The sequence below is a fragment of the Nocardia higoensis genome (genome assembly GCF_015477835.1).
GTDB lineage: Bacteria > Actinomycetota > Actinomycetes > Mycobacteriales > Mycobacteriaceae > Nocardia > Nocardia higoensis_A.
This window is the reverse complement of the sequence record NZ_JADLQN010000005.1, coordinates 104,686-122,090: the sequence shown is the minus strand read 5'-3', so window position 1 is coordinate 122,090 and position 17,405 is coordinate 104,686. Positions and strand designations below refer to the sequence as shown.

The following is a 17,405-nucleotide window of genomic DNA, read 5'->3' as shown; positions in this document are numbered from 1 at the left end:
GCGGAGCAGACCGCCGCATGGAGGAAAGATTGACCACTCCGAGAAAGCCGGAGGACGGTGCGGACGGAACCGATGTTCGGCGCACGGTGTCTCTGACGCAACTTGTGCACCTGATGGCCGAATACCTGAATCTCGGCGCACACCGGCAGACATTTCAGGCCGCGCCCGTCAGTGACACGTTCGTGCGCGGTTGCGGAATCGTCGCCGCCTGCCTCGGCGCGGTCGCCGTCATGACCGCCGCCGTCGGCGCGGTGGGAGGCGGGGCGGTAGTCGGCGTGGTCGCCATGGTCCCTGCGGGTCTCGCGCTCTACCGCGGGCACCTCAACAATCGAAACCGCGCCGCCCGCCTCGACCTTTTCGATCACGGCATGACCGTCTACCGAAAAGGCGAACGGGTGGCCGGATTCCGCTGGGACACCGCCGAGGTGCGCCAGCAGGTCATTCCCTTCCAGAACACCGCGCACGTCGAATACTCCCTCGAGATGTCCGGCCCCGACGGCTCCCTGGCCCGCTTCGACGAAACCCAATTCGCCGAAGGCCGGGAATGGGCCCGCGCCATCCAATCCGCGATCACCGCCACCCAATTGCCCGCCGCCGTCACCACCATCGACGAAGGCGACACCGCCCATTTCGGCGACGTGGCCCTGAATCTCGACGCCTTGATCCACGCGGGAAAGTCCTACTCCTGGGACCACATCCAGCTCATCGACGCGCGCAGCGGACTGGTCCGCATCAAAGTCGACGGCGTGTGGGTTTCGCTCGCCCCGGTCGGCACGATTCCCAATTTCTATATCTTCAACGAGCTCGCCGAACGCCTGCGACTGCCCGCGACAGCCTGAGCACCGTCCGCTCTCCGACCAGCCAGTGGGTCCTGTCCACGCCGCCGTTCCGCCGCCGACACCTGAAGGCTCGGTCAGGGGTTGTCGGTCAAAGGTTGGGTGTCCAGCCGCGAACACGTGGAATTGTGGCCGTGGGAACGATCAATGTGCATGCCAGGGTGAGCGCTTTGGTCGCCGCCCCGAAGTGATCCACGCTCGGTGCCAGAATCGTCGCAGCGCGGATCTTGTGGGCGCTGTCGATGATGAGCGTGGTGGGCATGAAGGTGTCCTCGTCGATGTCGAGAACGTGGGTGATGGTGCAGCCGTGCGCCGCGGCGAGTTCGACGAGCGTGTGGCGGTCGGCCTCGGGCGCGGAACTGACGCTGAGGTTCAGCAATCCGAGAGCGATGGTGCCCATGCGTTTCCTTCCATCCATCCGCGATCGCGGAAGTACTGGTAGTCGTTCCTGCTCACCAGGAGGGCGGCGACCTTGGTCGAGCAGTGCCAGGCACAGCCGCCGTGGAGCAGTAGCGCGTTCGCGGCGTGTTCGGGTGATCGTGTGGGCCAGTGCGGGTTGTCGTGACGGCTCTCGTCGGTGAGGGCCGGGCGTTTGCGCACACTGGGTGCATGCTCGAGCGGGATGACCGTGCCGGCGTGCGACGACGGCGGAGTGTCAGTGACCACGGTGTCCCCCACCGATGCCGTGTGGCCGGTCCAGGTAGACGGGCAGGGCCTGGTGGCCGTGGGAAATGAAGCTGGGCAACGGTTTCAACTCGCTCGCATCGACAGCGAGGGTCAGATCGGGAAAGCGCCCGAACAGGGCGGGCAGCGCTTCGATCGCCTCCAGACGGGCCAGGGGTGCGCCGAGGCAGTAGTGCGGCCCGTACCCGAAGGACAGATGTTCGGTGTCCGGGCGGGCGGGGTCGAAGGTGTCGGGATCGTGGTGGCGTGGGTTGCGGTTGGCGGCGGCGAGCGCGGCGATGATCGCCTCGCCGGCCTCGATCCGCTCGCCCGCGATGTCGATATCGGTGACCGCGTAGCGCAGCGGCAGGTTCGCCACCGGCGGCGCGTACCGCAACGTTTCCTCGATCAGCTGCGACCACCCGACGGTGCCGGCCCGCAGCTGCCCCAGCAGTTCGGGCCGGGTCAGCATCTGGTGAACGGCTTGGTCGATGAGGTTGACGGTGGTCTCGTAGCCGGCAGTGATCACCAGCAGCAAGGTATGGACGAGTTCTTCCTCGGTGAGACGGTCACCGGTGTCGCGGCGGCCGACGAGCAGGCTGGTCATGTCCTGCCCCGGCTCGGCGCGACGGCACGCTACCAGCGTGGTCAGGAGGCCGACCAGTTCGGTGAAGGTGGCCTGCGGGTCACGCTGCGGAGTGGTGGAGAAGATCTCGTCGACACACACCCGCAGTCGTGGCTGGAGGTCGGCGGGCACGCCCATCAGGGCGGTGATCACCCGCAAAGGCACTTGTGCGGCGTAGTCCTCGCGCAGGTCGATCACCGTCCCGTCGGGTCGGGCAGCGAGATCGTCGAGCAGCCTGCGGATGATCATCTTGATCTGCGGGCGCAAGGCGGAGACGCGGCGGGCGGTGAAGGCGGGACCGACGAGTCTGCGCAGACGCTGGTGGTCTTTGCCGTGGGCGGTGAACATGTTGCGCACCGACACCCACGTGATCAACGGCCAGTCCGGGGGCACCTCACCGGAGCGGAATGCGGGCCAATGCCGGTGGGCGTCTTTGGAGACTCGCCAGTCGGTGAACAGTTGCCTGAGCACCTCGGGGTCGGTGACCGCCCAGGCGTGGATATCGCCGGGCAGCACCACCCGGACCAACGGCCCTCGGTCACGCAGGGCGATGGCCTCGCCGGGGATGTCGGTGCCGGTGACATCCAGCACGACCGGTGCAGCAGCGGGAGAAGAGGCGGGGGCGGAATGTATATCGGTCATGAGGGATTGCCTGACTTTCAGCGGGCGGCCGGAACGGACAGTGACGCAACGGGAGTGAAAATGACGGGAAGCGCTTCCAAGGACCGATGGAACGGGCCCGGCCGCCAGCTCAGCCGGTCGGCGGGGACTGCCAGTTCGATCTCGGGCAGGACGTCGAGGAGTTGATCGATCGCGTCACCGGCGATCAGCTCGGCCAGCGCCCGTGCGGGGCAGCGGTGCGGACCCGCACCGAAGCCCAGATGGGACTCGTTGCCGAAGATGTTGCCGCCCATCACGGCCGGGTCGTTGTTGGCCGCGGCCAGGCTGATCACGATCGGCTGATGCGCCGGCAGCCAGGTGCCGCCGACGAGTTGCGGTTGGCGCGGGTAGGACATGCAGAAGTTCGCCAACGGCGGATCACGGAACAACACATGGTTCAGCGCGTCACGGGTTGAGACCTCGCCCGCGACGACCCGGCCCCCGAAGTCCGGGCGGCTCGTCATCAACGACACCGTGTTGACGATCAGATTCGTCAACGGCTCGCTCGCCGCCGCATACAGGGTGAACAGCTGGTGGACCAGTTCCGCATCGTCCAGACCGGCAGGATGCGCGAGCAAACAGGACGTGATGTCCTCCCCCGGCTCGACACGCTTGCGGGCTACGAGCTCGCCCAACGCCGCTACCGCCAGCCGGTTACCCCTCACCGCATCAGTGGTGGTGTCGAACATCGTCGCCATCCCGGCAGCGACCCGCTCACTGATATCGGGGTCACACCCGATCAGCTCGCCGATCACCTCGAAGACCAGCGGGCGCGCGTAGTCGCCGAGCAGATCGGCCCGGCCGGTGGTGCTGAACCCGTCGATCAACCGCACGGCGCTGCGCTCGACCACGGCGCGTAGCGCGGTCAGATCCACGCGACCCAGGGCGTCGACATTGGCCGCGCGATACCGAGTGTGTTCGACCCCGCTGCTGCGCAAGGCATTCGGACGCCTCTGCATCATCGGCAAAATCGGGCAGCGCTGGGGAATGCCGCGCTGCCAGGCACTGGGATCGGCGGGGAAGTGTTCGGGATCGTTGAGGATCTTCAGCGCGGTCCAGTAGCCGATCACCAACGTCGCCGGAACTCCGGGAGCCAGCCAGACCGGCACCAGTGGCCCGAACTGTGCTCGCATCCGGGCGTATGCGGCGTGCGGGTCGGATGCGAATTGTTCGGTGAAGATCGGGACACGCGACGCGTTGTCGACACCAGGTGGCGAGCCGCGACCGACGGGGCAACCGCTGGGAGCAGTGGCGTCGAATCGCCTGGCTGGCGCGGAGGTTGTCGGCGCTTTCCTGCCGTATCGGGCAGCGCCCGAGCGGTCGGCATGCTCGACGCCTACTGCTCGGGCACCGGTTGGGCCGTCGGAGCCAACGCGCTCACGTGGGCAAGTCGTGACTCCGCCGACTGACGCAGAGACAGACATGAGTGACCGCCTGGACCTGATCAAGAACGGCAGGACCGTGCAGAGCGCCCATAGCGGCGACACCGCCAGAACGATCCAGGCATCGTGGACATTCATCTCAGATCCTCTCGCAGACAAGCGGAATGGACGGTCGATGACCAGGCGCGATATCCGACGACAAGACGCGTCCCCGAAATCGCACCAGAGCTGTTAATCCCCCCTAAACATGAAAGGCAAGTCCGCCGAAGTTGGGTTTAGGGGGTATCAACTGCGAGCGTACGTCGCCCGCTCTGCACCGTCAAGGCCGTCTAAACTCGATCTCGTGGCCCCAGATGAGTTCGAGCACGTCCGAGCAGACCCGGACCCGATTCGTCGTGGACAACGGGCAACCGACCTGATCACGCAGTATCAGCAGCGCGCCATCGAACTCGCGCGGTTGCGCAAGGAGGCGATCGAGGAAGCACACCTCGGCGGCCTGAGCTACACCGAGATCGCTGAGCGGCTGGGGATCACCAAGAGCCGGATCAGCCAGATCAAGACCAGCGCGCCGCCTGCGGAGCGGGCCTATTTCGGCGTCGGTCCGGTCGCTGTCGGGATACCGCGCAGATTCGGCAGGGAGGACGGCCGCGAGCGCCCGTATTTCGACGCGAACGACCAAGCCACGCAAGAGCAGGTTGAAGCCACGTTGCTTCGACTTTCGCTGTCCTCGAACCGATTTTCGATCGATCCCGATACCGACGAACTTCCCGCCGGGGACACCGTGGTCATCTGCGGCCCCAAATCGGCACCGGTGGCCGGTCGGCTGCTCGACAGCGACGAGCACCTGACCTTGGACAGCGACGACGGCACTTGGTACGTCACCGAGAAGGCCACCGGGAAGCGCTACAGCTCCCCGTACCTGCGAGACAGCTCCGAACACACAGATATCGGCTATCTCGCACGACGCGTCGACAACGGGCGCGTGATCGTCCACATCGCGGGAGTAACCAGCATCGGGTCACTCGGCGTTGCACAGTGGCTGGATACGCACCTGACCACGGTTTACAGCCCAGGCAACCACTTCAGCGCTGCAGTGATCGAATCCGACTTCGATTCCGAATTCGCGATCACCGACAGCCGCATACTCGCCGGCCCGTTCGTCACCGAGGTCTGACCGACATGGAGATCGCCATCGCCGAGCGGCCGGACGGCAACGGCGAGGACCGTGCGCTCGTATTCGCGAACGGTGTCACTGTGCTCGACGGAGCAACCACACACCACCCCGGCATACCTACAGCGTCCGGCTACGTCGGTACCTTCGGCCCCGAGCTCACCTGCCGACTCGACTACGGCATCGACCCCAGAGCCGCTGTGAGAGAGACAATTCGCGCCACCGCCGCGAAGCTCCACCTACAGCCCGGCGCCTCTCCGTCCAGCACGGTCGCCGTGGTTCATGTCGGCCCGGACACCGTGACCGCGCTACTCCTCGGCGACAGCTCGGTAATCGTCGGTACCCGGGACGGGAACTATGAAATCCGCTCCGATAACAGGCTGCATGAGCTCAGCACACCGCTGTCGGACCAGTACCGGCGCCGACTGGCCGCCGGATCAGGCTACGACCGTACTCATCACGAGTTTCTGCACAAGCTTCAGCAGCACCAACGTGTCCATCGAAACCGCACCGGAGGCTACTGGATCGCCGAAGCCGACCCAACGGCAGCGGACCACGCACTCAGATTCGACTACCCGCGCGATTCGGTCGCCTGGGTGATCGTCGCCACCGACGGCGCTCGCGACCCCCTGGAAGCCCTCGGCATCGAATGGCCCGCCGTATGCAAGGAATCCTCTGCCGGTCTGCGTGAACTTCTGGACCGATGCCACGCCTGGGAAGCCGACATCGACCCGCACGGGCGGTTACTCCCGCGCTCCAAACAGCACGACGACAAGACGCTGGCAGTCATCCGACTTCTCAGCCGCTGAAGATCGGAGACGCTGTCGAAAGCAGCAGTCGACGAGTTCTGGAGAAACGTGCTCTTGCCCGTCGAGTGCGTCCCGGTGACCGCGATCGTGACGGGACGCACGAAAGCGGCCCTCACCACAATCGCCCTTCTGGTTCTCTCGGCGGGATGAACTCGGCCGGCGCAGCGGCTTGCACGAGTTGGTCCCAGTTCAGTCCGCTCTCCTCGGTCAAGCGAACCAGCAATTGCCAGGTCGCCCACGTGTCCCATCCGGCGCGATGAGGCCCCTGGTCCGCGACACCGTTTCCGTCGAGACATGCGTGGGTGACCAGCCTCTCCAGCGCGTAGCCACCGCCAGGCCGGGCCATACCGCCTTGGCCAGACGCAGGGTGTCCAGCACCATCGGCGGCGCCCATCCGGGCAAGTGCTCCGAGAGCACCCGCCGCTCCACGTTCGCGTTGTGGGCGACGAGAATTCGATCGGTCAGCGCGCCACTGATCTGTTCGGATACCTCCGCCCAGGTCGGCTTGCCATCGACATCACCGTTGGTGATGCCGTGGACCGTGCGGGTGACGACGGGGGTGATCGGACGGACAGGGCGAATGAGCCAGGACCGCATCTCCTGGACAACCACGTCGTCGCGGGACACGGGCAGGATCGCAATTTCGATGATCTCTGGTGGCGTCTGACCGTTGCCTTCGACATCGACGACGGCGAATTCTCTGCCTCGCAGTGGGACGGGAACGATCATCGTGTTGCCTCCTGAGAATCGGCCCAGCCGATGTCCGCGCGCCCATGCCTGCCGATGTGATGCGGACGCATGATGTCGTTGACCTGATACCCGAGGTTGTGCTGGAGGAAATTTCGTCGGCCTTCCGGCAGCCTTTCACGAGTACTGCCCGGTCGGTGATCTCCAGCATCTCCCCGCCGAGTCGCCCGACCCATGATGTCCGGTCTGGCCATCAGCGGGCAGGGTCGGCAGGTGCACGATCGGTTCGGCGCCCTGTTCAGGGGGTAGGGAGCCGGTGTGGCGGTTGAGATCGATGGCGCAGTCCCAATGAATCCAGCCGTTCCCGAGACCGAAGACCAGCCGACTACATGACGCCGTGACACCGCTGGCCGCGCTGGATCAGTCGCGGTCGGCGATCTCGGCAGCGCGGGCCGCCAACGCATCGGCGACGGCCGAGAACTCGGCGAGAGCGGCGCTCAGGTCATCGACGATCTCCTGGGCGATGATCTCCGGCGGCACCCCATCATCGGTGTCGGTCAGTGCGGGATCTTTGAGCCAGGTGATGTCGAGGTTCGCCTTGTCGCGGGCGACCAGCTCGTCATAGGTGTAGGGCTTGAACCGTTCGGATTCCACGCGAGCGGATCGATCATCGGCGTTGAACGCCTCGATGAACGGGGCGAGATGCTCCTCGCGCAGCGGCCGCTGTTTGAGGGTGAAGTGTTCACCGGTGCGGAAGTCGTACACCCACAGCTTGTCCGTCCATGGTCGACTCGGGCGAGCCTGTTTCCGGTCGAAGAACAATACGTTTGCTTTGACCCCGCCTGCGTAGAAGATCCCGGTGGGCAGTCGCAGCAGCGTGTGGACGTCGTATTCCTTGAGTAGCCGCCGTCGGATCTGTTCACCCACACCGCCCTCGAACAGCACGTTGTCCGGCACGACTACCGCGGCACGCCCGTCGATCGTGAGCAACGACGCGATGTGCTGGATGAAGTTGAGCTGCTTGTTGGTGGTCGTGACCCAAAAGTCCTGACGGTTGTAGGCGACGTCTTCGCGTTCGGCCCGGCCGTCGTCGCCGACGATGGTGATCGACGATTTCTTCCCGAATGGCGGATTGGCCAGCACCATAGATGCCGGACGGGCGGGCTTGGTCGCCAGCGCGTCGTGCACGTCGATCACCGGTTCCCCGGTAGCTTGCCCGATACCGTGCAGGAACATGTTCATCGTCGCGAGCCGGGCGGTGGCATCGACGAGTTCGACACCACGGACGGTTCGGCCCTCGCTCAGCGCGACCCTCTGGGCAGGGGAGATGGAGTCGCCATAGTGAGCACTCAGGTACTCGACCGCGGCGAGGAGGAAGCCGCCCGTTCCGCAGGCAGGATCGACGATGGTGTCCGCCGGCGTCGGACGCATCACCTCGACCATGGCGTGGATCAAGGTGCGCGGCGTGAAGTACTGGCCCGCACCCGACTTGACGTCGGACGCGGACTTCTGCAACAGCCCCTCGTAGGCGTCGCCGTTGAGATCGCCACCGATGCTCGACCAATTCTCCGACCCGATCAGGTCCACCACGAGCTTGCGCAGCAGCGCGGGTTCCTGGATCCGGTTCTGCGCTTTACGGAAGATGACGCCGAGATTGGTGGTCTCCTTGCCAAGCTCATTCAGGACTCGGCGGTACTCCTGCTCCAGTTCGACACCATCGAGCTCTATGAGCCGCTCCCAGGAGATGTCCAGGTGCGGGGGGAGGATCTGAACCGGGTTGATGGAGTTCCGCTGACGCTCGTCCGCCATCTTCAGAAACAACAGGTAGCTGAGCTGTTCGACATAGTCGATGGCGGAAACTCCGGCATCCCGCAGGACATCACAGTAGCTCCAGAGCTTGTCGACAAGGCGGCGAAGTTCAGCGGCATTGTTCACCGGTCGAGGTTAGCCGGTGCGCTCCCAGGCCACCCGTGCGGACCTCATTCCCGACCAGCTGGGGCGAAGATCGCGCACCTGACAGGCTTCACACACGACGATTCTCGCAACGGGTTATCTCGCGGCCACCGGCTTCCTACGACGAGGCGGCGCTGGCCGACCGCTGCTCGTGAGCGCGATATCGGCGGGTTCGTCGGTGGGATCCTGATCGACGAGCTCGCCGTTGAAGGCGGCGCGCAAGAGGGAGCGGCGGAGAGCGTTGGAACGAGCCAGCGCGACATCGATTGCCGACTGAAGTCGCGACTGCGCGTCCAAGGCCGCGGTAATACGTTCAACGATTGATTCCTGTTCCTCTGGCGGAGGTACCGGAACAGGAAAAGCCTTGACCGTCGTCAAACTGACAGACGCCAGGTTCACGCTCTGTTTTCCGTTACGCATGAACCAGGACCGGCCGAACGAGTTCGCGTGCCATGCGATCAGTCGCGGGTCGATCTCTTTACGGTTGGCCCGCGCCCGAAAAACGTGATTCTGGTGCAGGCAGTTCGGGATCTGGTCCTCCCAGATCCACCCACGCCCCAGCTTGTCACGGTCGCCGCCTTCGTTCAGGAGAACATCACCATGGCGGAGGGTCAATTTCTCGATCTGCTTCGGCGTTGCCCGGATCTCTGTGAGGTGGTCGAGAACTAGGTGGCCTGCCTGAACATTCGCGACACGCAAGTACGGATGAAGCGGATGGGACTCGTCGCTCTGCTTCTTCGCATCCTTGGTTATTCCACCGACGACTTCGGCGAGTTCGCCGAGGCGGCACCACTTCCACGATGCCGGAAGATGCGGAAGCGCTCCGTCGACGACATCAGCCAGCGTAGGTGGCGAGGCGATGTCAGTGGCAGACGTTGCGATTCCGTACGAGAAGTTGATCGTCTTTCCACTTAGGTTAGCGACCCTCGCCTTCGCCTTTCGCAGCGTCAGCTCTGCTGCTTCCAGGCGGGAAAGATGGTCTTCGAGGGACTCGACGATGCGGCGCTGTTCGGCGAGCGGAGGGAGAGGGAAATTGAACTTAGCCAGATCACCCCCAGCAAGTCGCATACGTCCCGTGGCACCGGACATCTGATGCTGGGCGTCATCCCGTACATCCGGGTGCAAACACCAATAGTAGAGAAATACGGGATCGACTACGGACGTTGGGCGAACGACGATAAATTCGGTGCTGCCGCCGACACGCTCAACACCGTCCGGCAACAGAGCAACCTTGCCGTTCTCAAGACAGGGTGTGATTCGCGCGAAAAGCACATCATTGCCGCGAGCGCGAACCCCGGAGCGGCTCCCGCGTTGCTCATACGAAAGCGGATAGCGCTGCCCTACTTCGACCGCGCTCATCGTGACGAATGGTGCGGCGGGATCGAGGGCGGGATCCCTTGGAGAGACAATCGTCGCCTCCCCAAGTGTCGTCCACACCCATCCTGTGGGCAACGTACGCTCCCTCACGCAATCAGCTCCGTGTTCAACTCATCCAGCAACTGCAAGGCCGCCTCTCTGCTCGTGATCTCGAAGTCGGCCGCGAACCGCTGGCTGCCGCCGAGGTCGCTGAACGGGATCCGGTCGAGGTCCGCGACCTCGACCACCATATTCGTCTTCACCACGTCCACGATGGTTCCTAGCCATCGGTGCTGCCGATCGGTGAACTCGACGCCCCGCCGCTGCTGCTCGGCCAGCCAGGCAGCGAGCCGGTCCTCCACTAAGGAGGCGAATGGCTGAATCTTCAAATGATCCGGTGCACCAACATCTTTGGCAAGCTCGAAGCGCAGGATGGACACCAGGTCAGGGACCTCGACGCGGTGCTCCGGATCGGCCAGTTCGCCGAGGTCGGCGTATGCGCGCCACAGGGTCTCGATACTGCCGATCGCGGGTACCCGCGCCACCTGCTCTGCGAGGGCCTCAAGCTCGGCGTAGGTGGGGCGCCCCGGCGCACTGCCGTGCAATACCTGGAGCACTGTGATCTCGTCGCGGTGCTCGGCGAGGTATTCCCGGAACGAGCGGATCGGCTCGTGGGTGCCGCCCCCATACGCGATGCGCTCGGTGCCGAGCAGAGTGTCCGCATTGACCTGGTCGAAGATCAGGTCCTTCTTCCTGCGGATGTCGAGGATGGCCTGCCGCAGTCCCGGATTGCCGGAAAGCGGGGCCAGACCCTTGTGCAGCTGCTCAGCCACCTCCGTCTGCCCGCCCCGCTGCTCCGCTGCCAGCACGGCGTCGGTGTCGCTGGCGGCAGCGATCCGCTTGACGATCTCACGCAGCCCGATACCGTCGGCTGCCTCGGCCAGCTCCGCAGACTCGACCGGGTCGAGCTGCGAGGCCAACTTCGCCAGCCGCACCGCCAGGCTGGAGGCCTCGTCGGGAGTGATCGTGAGGGCGCCCGCCTTCTGCAGCAGCTTCTTAAGCGAAACTGACGGCACTCGCTCCATCGGGGTCGCGTCCACCAGGGGTGACTCGGTGACGCCGACCGCATCAATGATGACGAACCGATCCTTCGTGCGCCCCTTGGCGACGTCCGGGGTGAGCGCGGCATAGTCGTCGGCTCCGATGATCCGGGAGCCGCGTCCCTTCATCTGCTCGAAGTACACCGCTGAGCGTACTGCCCGCAGGAAAAGGACACACTCGATGGCGCGCACGTCGGTGCCAGTGGCGATCATGTCCACCGTCACCGCTATCCGCAGCGAGGGGCTGTTGCGGAAATCCTGCAGTAACCGCTTGGGATCCCTGCCTTCCCCCTTCGACTTGTAGGTGATCTTGGCGGCGAAGTCGGCGCCCTCGTCGAACACCTCGCGCACCTGCTCGACGATCACGTCGGCGTGGGCGTCGGTCTTGGCGAAAATCAGTGTTTTGGGCACTGCCCATCGGCCAGGGAAGATCTCGGTGTAAAGGCGGTCCCGGAAGGTAGCGAGCACACTGCGGATCTGGTCCTCGGCGATCACGTCCCGGCCGATCGCCTCGCCGGTGTAGGAGAAGTCGTCGTCGAGTTCGAGGTAGCGCTGGGCCCGGGTCCGGCGATCACGGACAGGGACAACGGTCTTCGCCTCGATCGTGGCGCCCGACTCGGTGATCGCCGTGCGGATCCGGTAGACGTCGAAGGGGACATTGACCCCGTCGATCACCGACTCCTCGTAGGTGTACTCACTGACCAGATTCTGATCGAAGAAACCCAAGGTCTGTTTCGTCGGGGTTGCGGTCAGCCCGATGATCGGGGCATCGAAGTAGTCGAGCACCGCACGCCAGCGCCCATAGATGGAACGGTGGCACTCATCGACGATGATCAGGTCGAACGTCTCCGGCGGCACGTTCGGGTTGTAAACGGCATCCACCGGCGCTTCCGGCTCGGAGGTATCGCCATCCACATCGTCGTCGACATCGGCGTCGGGCAAGTCTTTGCCCTGTAGCAGCAGAAATAGGCGCTGAATGGTGGAGATCGCGACGTTCGTCGAACCGAGCACGACGCGGCCGGCCAGGCGCTGTACGTTGTAGATGTCGCCGAAACGGCGGCCGTCATCGATCGGTACGTAGTTGTCGAACTCGGACTGGGCCTGCTCACCCAGATTGTTGCGATCGACGAGAAACAGGATCTTCGAGGCATCCGCATGCTTGATGAGCCGGTAGCTCGCCGTGACAGCAGTGAAGGTCTTGCCCGCCCCGGTGGCCATTTGCACCAGGCCGCGAGGGCGACTGGTCGCGAGGGACCTCTCTATTCCGTTGATGGCCTGGATCTGATTCGGGCGCAACCCTTTCGGATCGAGCGGTGGAAGGTGCTGCAGTCGAGCACGGAAGGTCGGCGCCTCTGGGCGGGCGGCGGCCTGGTGCATCCACGCCCTGATCGTCTGCGGTCTTGCGAAGGTGAACACCTCACGCGACCGCGGCCTCGGATCGAGCCGGTTGGTAAACCGGGTCTCCACACCGGTGGATTCGTAGCAGAACGGTAGTGGCTCGTCCTGCCGCCAGGCCGCGAGCTGGTCCGACTTCCTCAATCCTCTTGCATACTTAGCGGTCTGGTGCTCAACACCGATGAGGGCGGTGCCCTCCCGCTTGGCTTCGATGACGCCGACGATCTTGCTATCCACATACAGCACGTAGTCGGCATAGCCGGTAGCGAGACGGAACTCGCGCACCGCCACCCCGACCCCCGCTGCCGGATTGACATCGACATAGTCCTGAACGACCCAGCCCGTCGCGACGAGTTGAGCGTCGATGGCGCGACGCGCCTGCACCTCGTTGAGTGGGGGACGGCGACGGAATGCCTTGGAGAAGGAGCTGCCGCTGGCGGCCGACACCTTCGCCGGCTCGGCGGAGGCCAGTGCACCCGAATCCTGCAGCGCGGCGAGCTGCTTCTCGAGGGCGGCCAGACGCGCGGCAACCTCCTGCTCGCGCTGCCGCGCGTTCGCAAGCTCTTGCTCGGCGGCTCGACGTGCGTCGGCTTCGGCCGCTTGCACGGTCGTAGCGGCGTCGAGCACGGTCAACGTCTCGGTCAGCTTGGTCTGCGAGGCGGCGAGCCTCGCGTTGATCTCGTCAAGCTGGGCCTGATCGTCGGCCTCGACGACCTGCGGCGGCGCCGGAGGCTGCGGCGCGATGAAGCTGCAGGGCTTCTGATCGTCCGGGGACAGCGCCAGCCGTAGCAGGTCGCCGAGCTGCCAGCACTGCTCCACTGTCCGCAGTGCTGCGCGTACGTTGAACAGATGACTGTGAGTAGCCTCGTTGCCAGTCCGACGGATGTCGTGCAGCGCATCGGCGGCGAATCGGGTCAGCACCCCCGCGCGCTCGAGGGTTTGAATACGCTCGATCTGCTTGGATCCGTTGAAGCGGGTGCCGCTGCGCCGGATCAGCTGCTCGGCGAGCACCTCACCGAACTGGCGGCACTTGATCAGCGCACCGTTCGGGTCGGTGTAGACACTTGACTCGGCGCCCGCTCCATAGATAGTCAGCAGCGGCTCGATCGCGGCCAACGAGCCGAAGTTCACCGACTTCCGGGCAGCGTCGAGCAGTCTCGAATCTATGATCGGCATCCAGTTCCTCCCCCGCGGTGTCGCTCGCAGAGAGATTTTAGCTAAAAGTAGTCCTTCAGCATCTCGGTGGACCAGGCCGCCTGACGACACTCGCCACGCGGTCCGAACTCCGCGAACCACGGCTTGATGTCCAGTACCGGCGTTCCGTCGACTGCATCCAGCTCGGCGACGTGCAGATCCAGACCGTCCACCCGCACGAGTCGCGTGCGCGAGACACCGAGCCAGTTCAGCCGCCGCATGTTCCGATGCCCGAAAATCCCCACCTTCGGCCAGTCCGGATTGTCGCGCGCACTACGAGCACCGAAGTGCAGGTCAGCGGGATCGGTGAGGTGGAATCGGAACACGATTTCGAGGTGGCTGAACTCTTCGAGACCCTGCACCGACTCTTCGGTGAACCTGCTGTCATCGATGCGAATGATCGCCTCGGCTCCGCCCCAGTGATCATCGGTCGGTTCGCGGCGACCACCCACCACGTGCGCGACGGGAACAACCTCGAACACTTCGTCTGTCATGCGTCCTTCTGCCCTATCTGCTACTCACGGTCAGGTACTCCGTTGCCTGGTCGTCGATCTCACGCACACCGGCGATATGTCGGTTGAGGTGCGGTGCCACAGTCGCGCGGATGTCGCGTGCGATGTTGCGTGTGCGCCCCGACTGCACCCCGCTCATCGCAGCCAGCGCAGAAGACCAAGTGGCACAAGCTTGTTCGATACTCCCAGCGCGCGCTTGCACTGTTCCGAGGTACCCGAGGGTCACCGCATGTGTACGCGTGAACGCGGTAGCTTGACGTTTGCGAACACTGCGCTCGAACTGTTCAGCGGCTCCGCTCAGATCGCCCGCGTCACGCAGTGCGCAGGCCGTTTCGTGCGCGAGGCTCGCTTCGGAGAAGAAGAACACCCGTGTCGGCTCTCGATCGCGAGTGGATGCATCCGCCAAGTCCTTCTCGGCCTGGAGAAGCGCTCTCGCCGATTCGGCGGGGCGACCTGCCGCGCTCAACGCTTTGGCGTGCACGACCTTCAGCAGCGCTCGCTCGCGCGGACAAGCAGTTCGGTAGCGAGCGCCAGCCACCGACGCTTCGGCCAGTTGCAGCCCTTCCAGAGGGTGCCCGAGATCGATAGCCTGGTGTGCCATGGCGCGCAGGATATGCCCGGTCAATGGTGCGTCATCTGCTTCGGCGGCGAGCTTGGTCGATGTCGTGAAGTAGCGCTGGGCAGCCGGATGCTCGTCGTTGTCGAACGCCATCCAACCCGCCAGATACGTCAATTCTGCTGCTGCGGAGAACATGTCACGACGAACCTGATCGCTCGCGTACGCGCCGTTGAGGTACCCGGTTACCTCGTTGGTCAGGTACTGAACGACAGCCGTGCGCCCGTGCCCGCCGCCCAACCGCTGGTCCATCTGGGAGAACACGAGCATGACGTCTCGGACTGCGGCTACGTCGGCCTCACCGACGTGGCGGATCCCGATTGCTTTCCTCGCCGGTGTGGCGACGGCCGGATCGAGCCATCCGGGTAGCAGGACGGATGAGCTGAGTGCTGTGGAGTAGCCGACCCGAAGAAATGAGCGCCGTTCCACGTCAGCCTTTCCAAGGTTGAGCAGGGTGGCAACCGCGTCTTGCATGCCGCCGAACCGCTGTTCGTACCACGCTATGACATCTGGCGTCGGCGTGCGCTGCCCGGTCTCGAAATAGGAGAGCATCGACTTGCTGTAGTGGATCTGGCCGGCCAGCGCTGCCAGTGACATACCAGCAGCTTCCCGGGCCGCTCGGAGCTGCGCACCGACGATCGCGGCGTGACTGTCCATGCGGTCGAATGTAACCCCATTGTGGACGTGCTGTGGACGAGAATCAGTGTTTCTCAGGCGCGGCCGATGGTTCCCTGAACTCACCACACGAAGTAGTCGACCGGGGGCTGACAAGCATGGGGAAGATGAACCACGACCACAGGGCGGCATCCCTGTCCGAGTCGCACCGTCATCATGAGAGATCAGCGAAATGCGCTGCGGCGGAAACGAAGACCGCAGTCACATCCAGGCACCAGGGTTGCGGCCGCGCCTGCGCACGAGGATCGAAGACCCCCGTGAAACTCGGCACCTCGTGGAGCCGTCGATGAAGAACGCAACAGCGGGCGGGCATGCCGCAACCACCCCCACAGATGCCCGACACCACCGCGCGGGCCGGTTGCCCGCCACTACCCGGACTCCTCGAGACACAATGATCGGACCACCGAATCTGTTTGCTCATCAACACAAGTCCGAGTCGACTTACCTCGACGTAGCCACGAACGACCACGGACAAGAGAAGGGCCTCCTCGTTCAACGCGCCCTCGACCGCGTGGCCGATCCGAATCCGCATGTCGTCGAGATCGGCCCCGGCGGCGGGGCAGCTGTCGACTTTCTGGCATCCCAGTTGGAGACACAGCCGCGTGATATCCGCCTGACCCTCGTCGAAGCACCGGAAGTCAGTTCGCACTCGCTCAACCGGGCCATCGATCGTTTCCGCGCAGTCGGCACATGCACGCTGGTCCATGGTTGGGCGCAGGATATCGCCGCATTGATCAGCGAACCGGTCGACGTAGTCAGCGCTTCGGCCCTCCTACACGAGGTCTACTCCTACGGCGGGGCCTACAGCGGCCTGCACAGCCTGATCCGCACCTTTCCCCGAGTGTTGAAGCCGTACGGGTTCTTCGTCTATCGAGACGTGTACGCGGTGGCCGCCCGATCACTGCACGAGCAGGCCGTGCAGTCCTACAACGCACCGTCGTGGCTGCGGTTCCTCCGGCTGTTCTTGCCGCACTACCTCCGGCACGGCACCCATCCCTACCACCATCACGATGATGAGATCATCATCCGCCAGAACTCGCGGATAGTCCCTGCTACCGAACTCGACCCGCAGGTATGTGCTGTTGTCCACGCGCCGATCGGAGTGTTTCGTGAGACCCAACGTCACTACATAACCCTTCGCGATCACGTATGGCGCTCCGGCATATTGGGATTCACTCCCGTGCTCGACGGTCAGCTCGCAGGCGACTGGATCGACTTCCGTACCGGTCACAAGCGAGTGCATTTCGAGTTCACCGAGAGCGGAGGAATCTCCGCCATCGACCGTGCGAACATCCAGGCGGTCAGCGAGTCGTACGGGGACCATCACGTCATCGACGGCGACATCTTCGACGCCGTCACCGATGTCGCACTCCAGGTCTTCCTCGCTTCGGTCGACCGCGATGCCGCGTGCGCACAGGTCTGGGACAACTGGCTCGAGCGCGAGGGCCGGGAGACCTATGCGTACCTGACCGCCGATGATCTTCTGACGGCGTTCGCCGTCCGGTCCGTCGACAGCGGGTCCGAAACCCCTACAGTGCTGATGCCGGTACAACCCACCGATGTCTTCTCCCGAGAGCGCAAGTACTACAACAGGTTCCTGAGCAACAGCCTGCCGAACCCGCTCAGCGACGCCAAGCAGATGGTCTTGTTCCAGAATCTCCCCGTCACCGACTCCGAAGCACTACAACAAGCCCTCGGGACAATCCGCCACCACTGCTCCAAACCCAACCTCGCCCGCGTCCACACTGCTATCCACACGAGAGGATGAACC

14 protein-coding genes are annotated in these 17,405 nt (G+C 64.3%); 4 read left to right on the top strand and 10 right to left on the bottom strand.

What is annotated here, in order from left to right; translation table 11 throughout:
• Nucleotides 1-29 precede the first annotated feature (29 nt).
• Entirely contained in the window at nucleotides 30-839 is an 810-nt protein-coding gene (locus IU449_RS23185) for a DUF6585 family protein (protein WP_228805573.1), read from the top strand.
• 88 nt (nucleotides 840-927) lie between these two features.
• Here IU449_RS23185 and IU449_RS23180 read toward each other — a convergent pair whose 3' ends face one another.
• From IU449_RS23180 to IU449_RS23165, 4 genes are read right to left on the bottom strand one after another with little or no spacing between them, the layout of a single operon-like run.
• Nucleotides 928-1,236 (bottom strand): hypothetical protein, encoded by a 309-nt coding sequence (locus IU449_RS23180; protein ID WP_195004259.1) that lies wholly within the window; start codon nucleotides 1,234-1,236, stop codon nucleotides 928-930.
• Complete coding sequence (locus IU449_RS23175) at nucleotides 1,209-1,502, bottom strand: hypothetical protein (RefSeq protein WP_195004258.1); 294 nt, start codon at nucleotides 1,500-1,502, stop codon at nucleotides 1,209-1,211. The genes IU449_RS23180 and IU449_RS23175 overlap by 28 nt, the downstream gene beginning before the upstream one ends.
• Complete coding sequence (locus IU449_RS23170) at nucleotides 1,492-2,766, bottom strand: cytochrome P450 family protein (protein WP_195004257.1); 1,275 nt, start codon at nucleotides 2,764-2,766, stop codon at nucleotides 1,492-1,494. The genes IU449_RS23175 and IU449_RS23170 overlap by 11 nt, the downstream gene beginning before the upstream one ends.
• Nucleotides 2,767-2,783: 17 nt before the next feature.
• Nucleotides 2,784-3,917 carry a cytochrome P450 gene (locus IU449_RS23165; RefSeq protein ID WP_228805572.1) on the bottom strand — a complete coding sequence of 378 codons (1,134 nt, stop codon included), beginning with the start codon at nucleotides 3,915-3,917 and terminating at the stop codon, nucleotides 2,784-2,786.
• A 496-nt stretch (nucleotides 3,918-4,413) separates the two neighbouring features.
• On the opposite strand from IU449_RS23165, the gene IU449_RS23160 reads away from it, so the two are divergent.
• Together IU449_RS23160 and IU449_RS23155 are read left to right on the top strand one after the other, a co-directional pair.
• Nucleotides 4,414-5,340, top strand: coding sequence for a sigma-70 family RNA polymerase sigma factor (locus IU449_RS23160; RefSeq protein WP_195004256.1), 927 nt, complete (start codon nucleotides 4,414-4,416; stop codon nucleotides 5,338-5,340).
• Between the two features lie 5 nt (nucleotides 5,341-5,345).
• Nucleotides 5,346-6,146: a hypothetical protein gene (locus IU449_RS23155; RefSeq protein ID WP_195004255.1), complete on the top strand. Its 801-nt coding sequence runs from the start codon at nucleotides 5,346-5,348 to the stop codon at nucleotides 6,144-6,146.
• A gap of 207 nt (nucleotides 6,147-6,353) precedes the next feature.
• On the opposite strand, the gene IU449_RS23150 is transcribed toward IU449_RS23155, so the two are convergent.
• From IU449_RS23150 to IU449_RS23125, 6 genes are all read right to left on the bottom strand, one after another.
• On the bottom strand, nucleotides 6,354-6,875 hold the full coding sequence (locus tag IU449_RS23150) for a 3'-5' exonuclease (protein ID WP_195004254.1): 522 nt from the start codon (nucleotides 6,873-6,875) through the stop codon (nucleotides 6,354-6,356).
• Nucleotides 6,876-7,253: 378 nt separating this feature from the next.
• Nucleotides 7,254-8,768: a type I restriction-modification system subunit M gene (locus IU449_RS23145; protein ID WP_195004253.1), complete on the bottom strand. Its 1,515-nt coding sequence runs from the start codon at nucleotides 8,766-8,768 to the stop codon at nucleotides 7,254-7,256.
• A gap of 114 nt (nucleotides 8,769-8,882) precedes the next feature.
• Nucleotides 8,883-10,145 (bottom strand): restriction endonuclease subunit S, encoded by a 1,263-nt coding sequence (locus tag IU449_RS23140; RefSeq protein ID WP_195004252.1) that lies wholly within the window; start codon nucleotides 10,143-10,145, stop codon nucleotides 8,883-8,885.
• Between the two features lie 104 nt (nucleotides 10,146-10,249).
• Nucleotides 10,250-13,813: a DEAD/DEAH box helicase family protein gene (locus IU449_RS23135; RefSeq protein WP_195004251.1), complete on the bottom strand. Its 3,564-nt coding sequence runs from the start codon at nucleotides 13,811-13,813 to the stop codon at nucleotides 10,250-10,252.
• 41 nt (nucleotides 13,814-13,854) lie between these two features.
• The gene (locus tag IU449_RS23130) at nucleotides 13,855-14,325 is read right to left on the bottom strand and encodes an SAM-dependent methyltransferase (RefSeq protein WP_195004250.1); all 471 of its coding nucleotides are present in this window, start codon (nucleotides 14,323-14,325) and stop codon (nucleotides 13,855-13,857) included.
• Nucleotides 14,326-14,338: 13 nt separating this feature from the next.
• Nucleotides 14,339-15,616, bottom strand: a complete 1,278-nt coding sequence (locus IU449_RS23125) for a helix-turn-helix domain-containing protein (RefSeq protein ID WP_195004249.1) — start codon at nucleotides 15,614-15,616, stop codon at nucleotides 14,339-14,341.
• A gap of 409 nt (nucleotides 15,617-16,025) precedes the next feature.
• On the opposite strand from IU449_RS23125, the gene IU449_RS23120 reads away from it, so the two are divergent.
• Nucleotides 16,026-17,402: a class I SAM-dependent methyltransferase gene (locus IU449_RS23120; RefSeq protein WP_195004248.1), complete on the top strand. Its 1,377-nt coding sequence runs from the start codon at nucleotides 16,026-16,028 to the stop codon at nucleotides 17,400-17,402.
• Nucleotides 17,403-17,405: the final 3 nt, after the last annotated feature.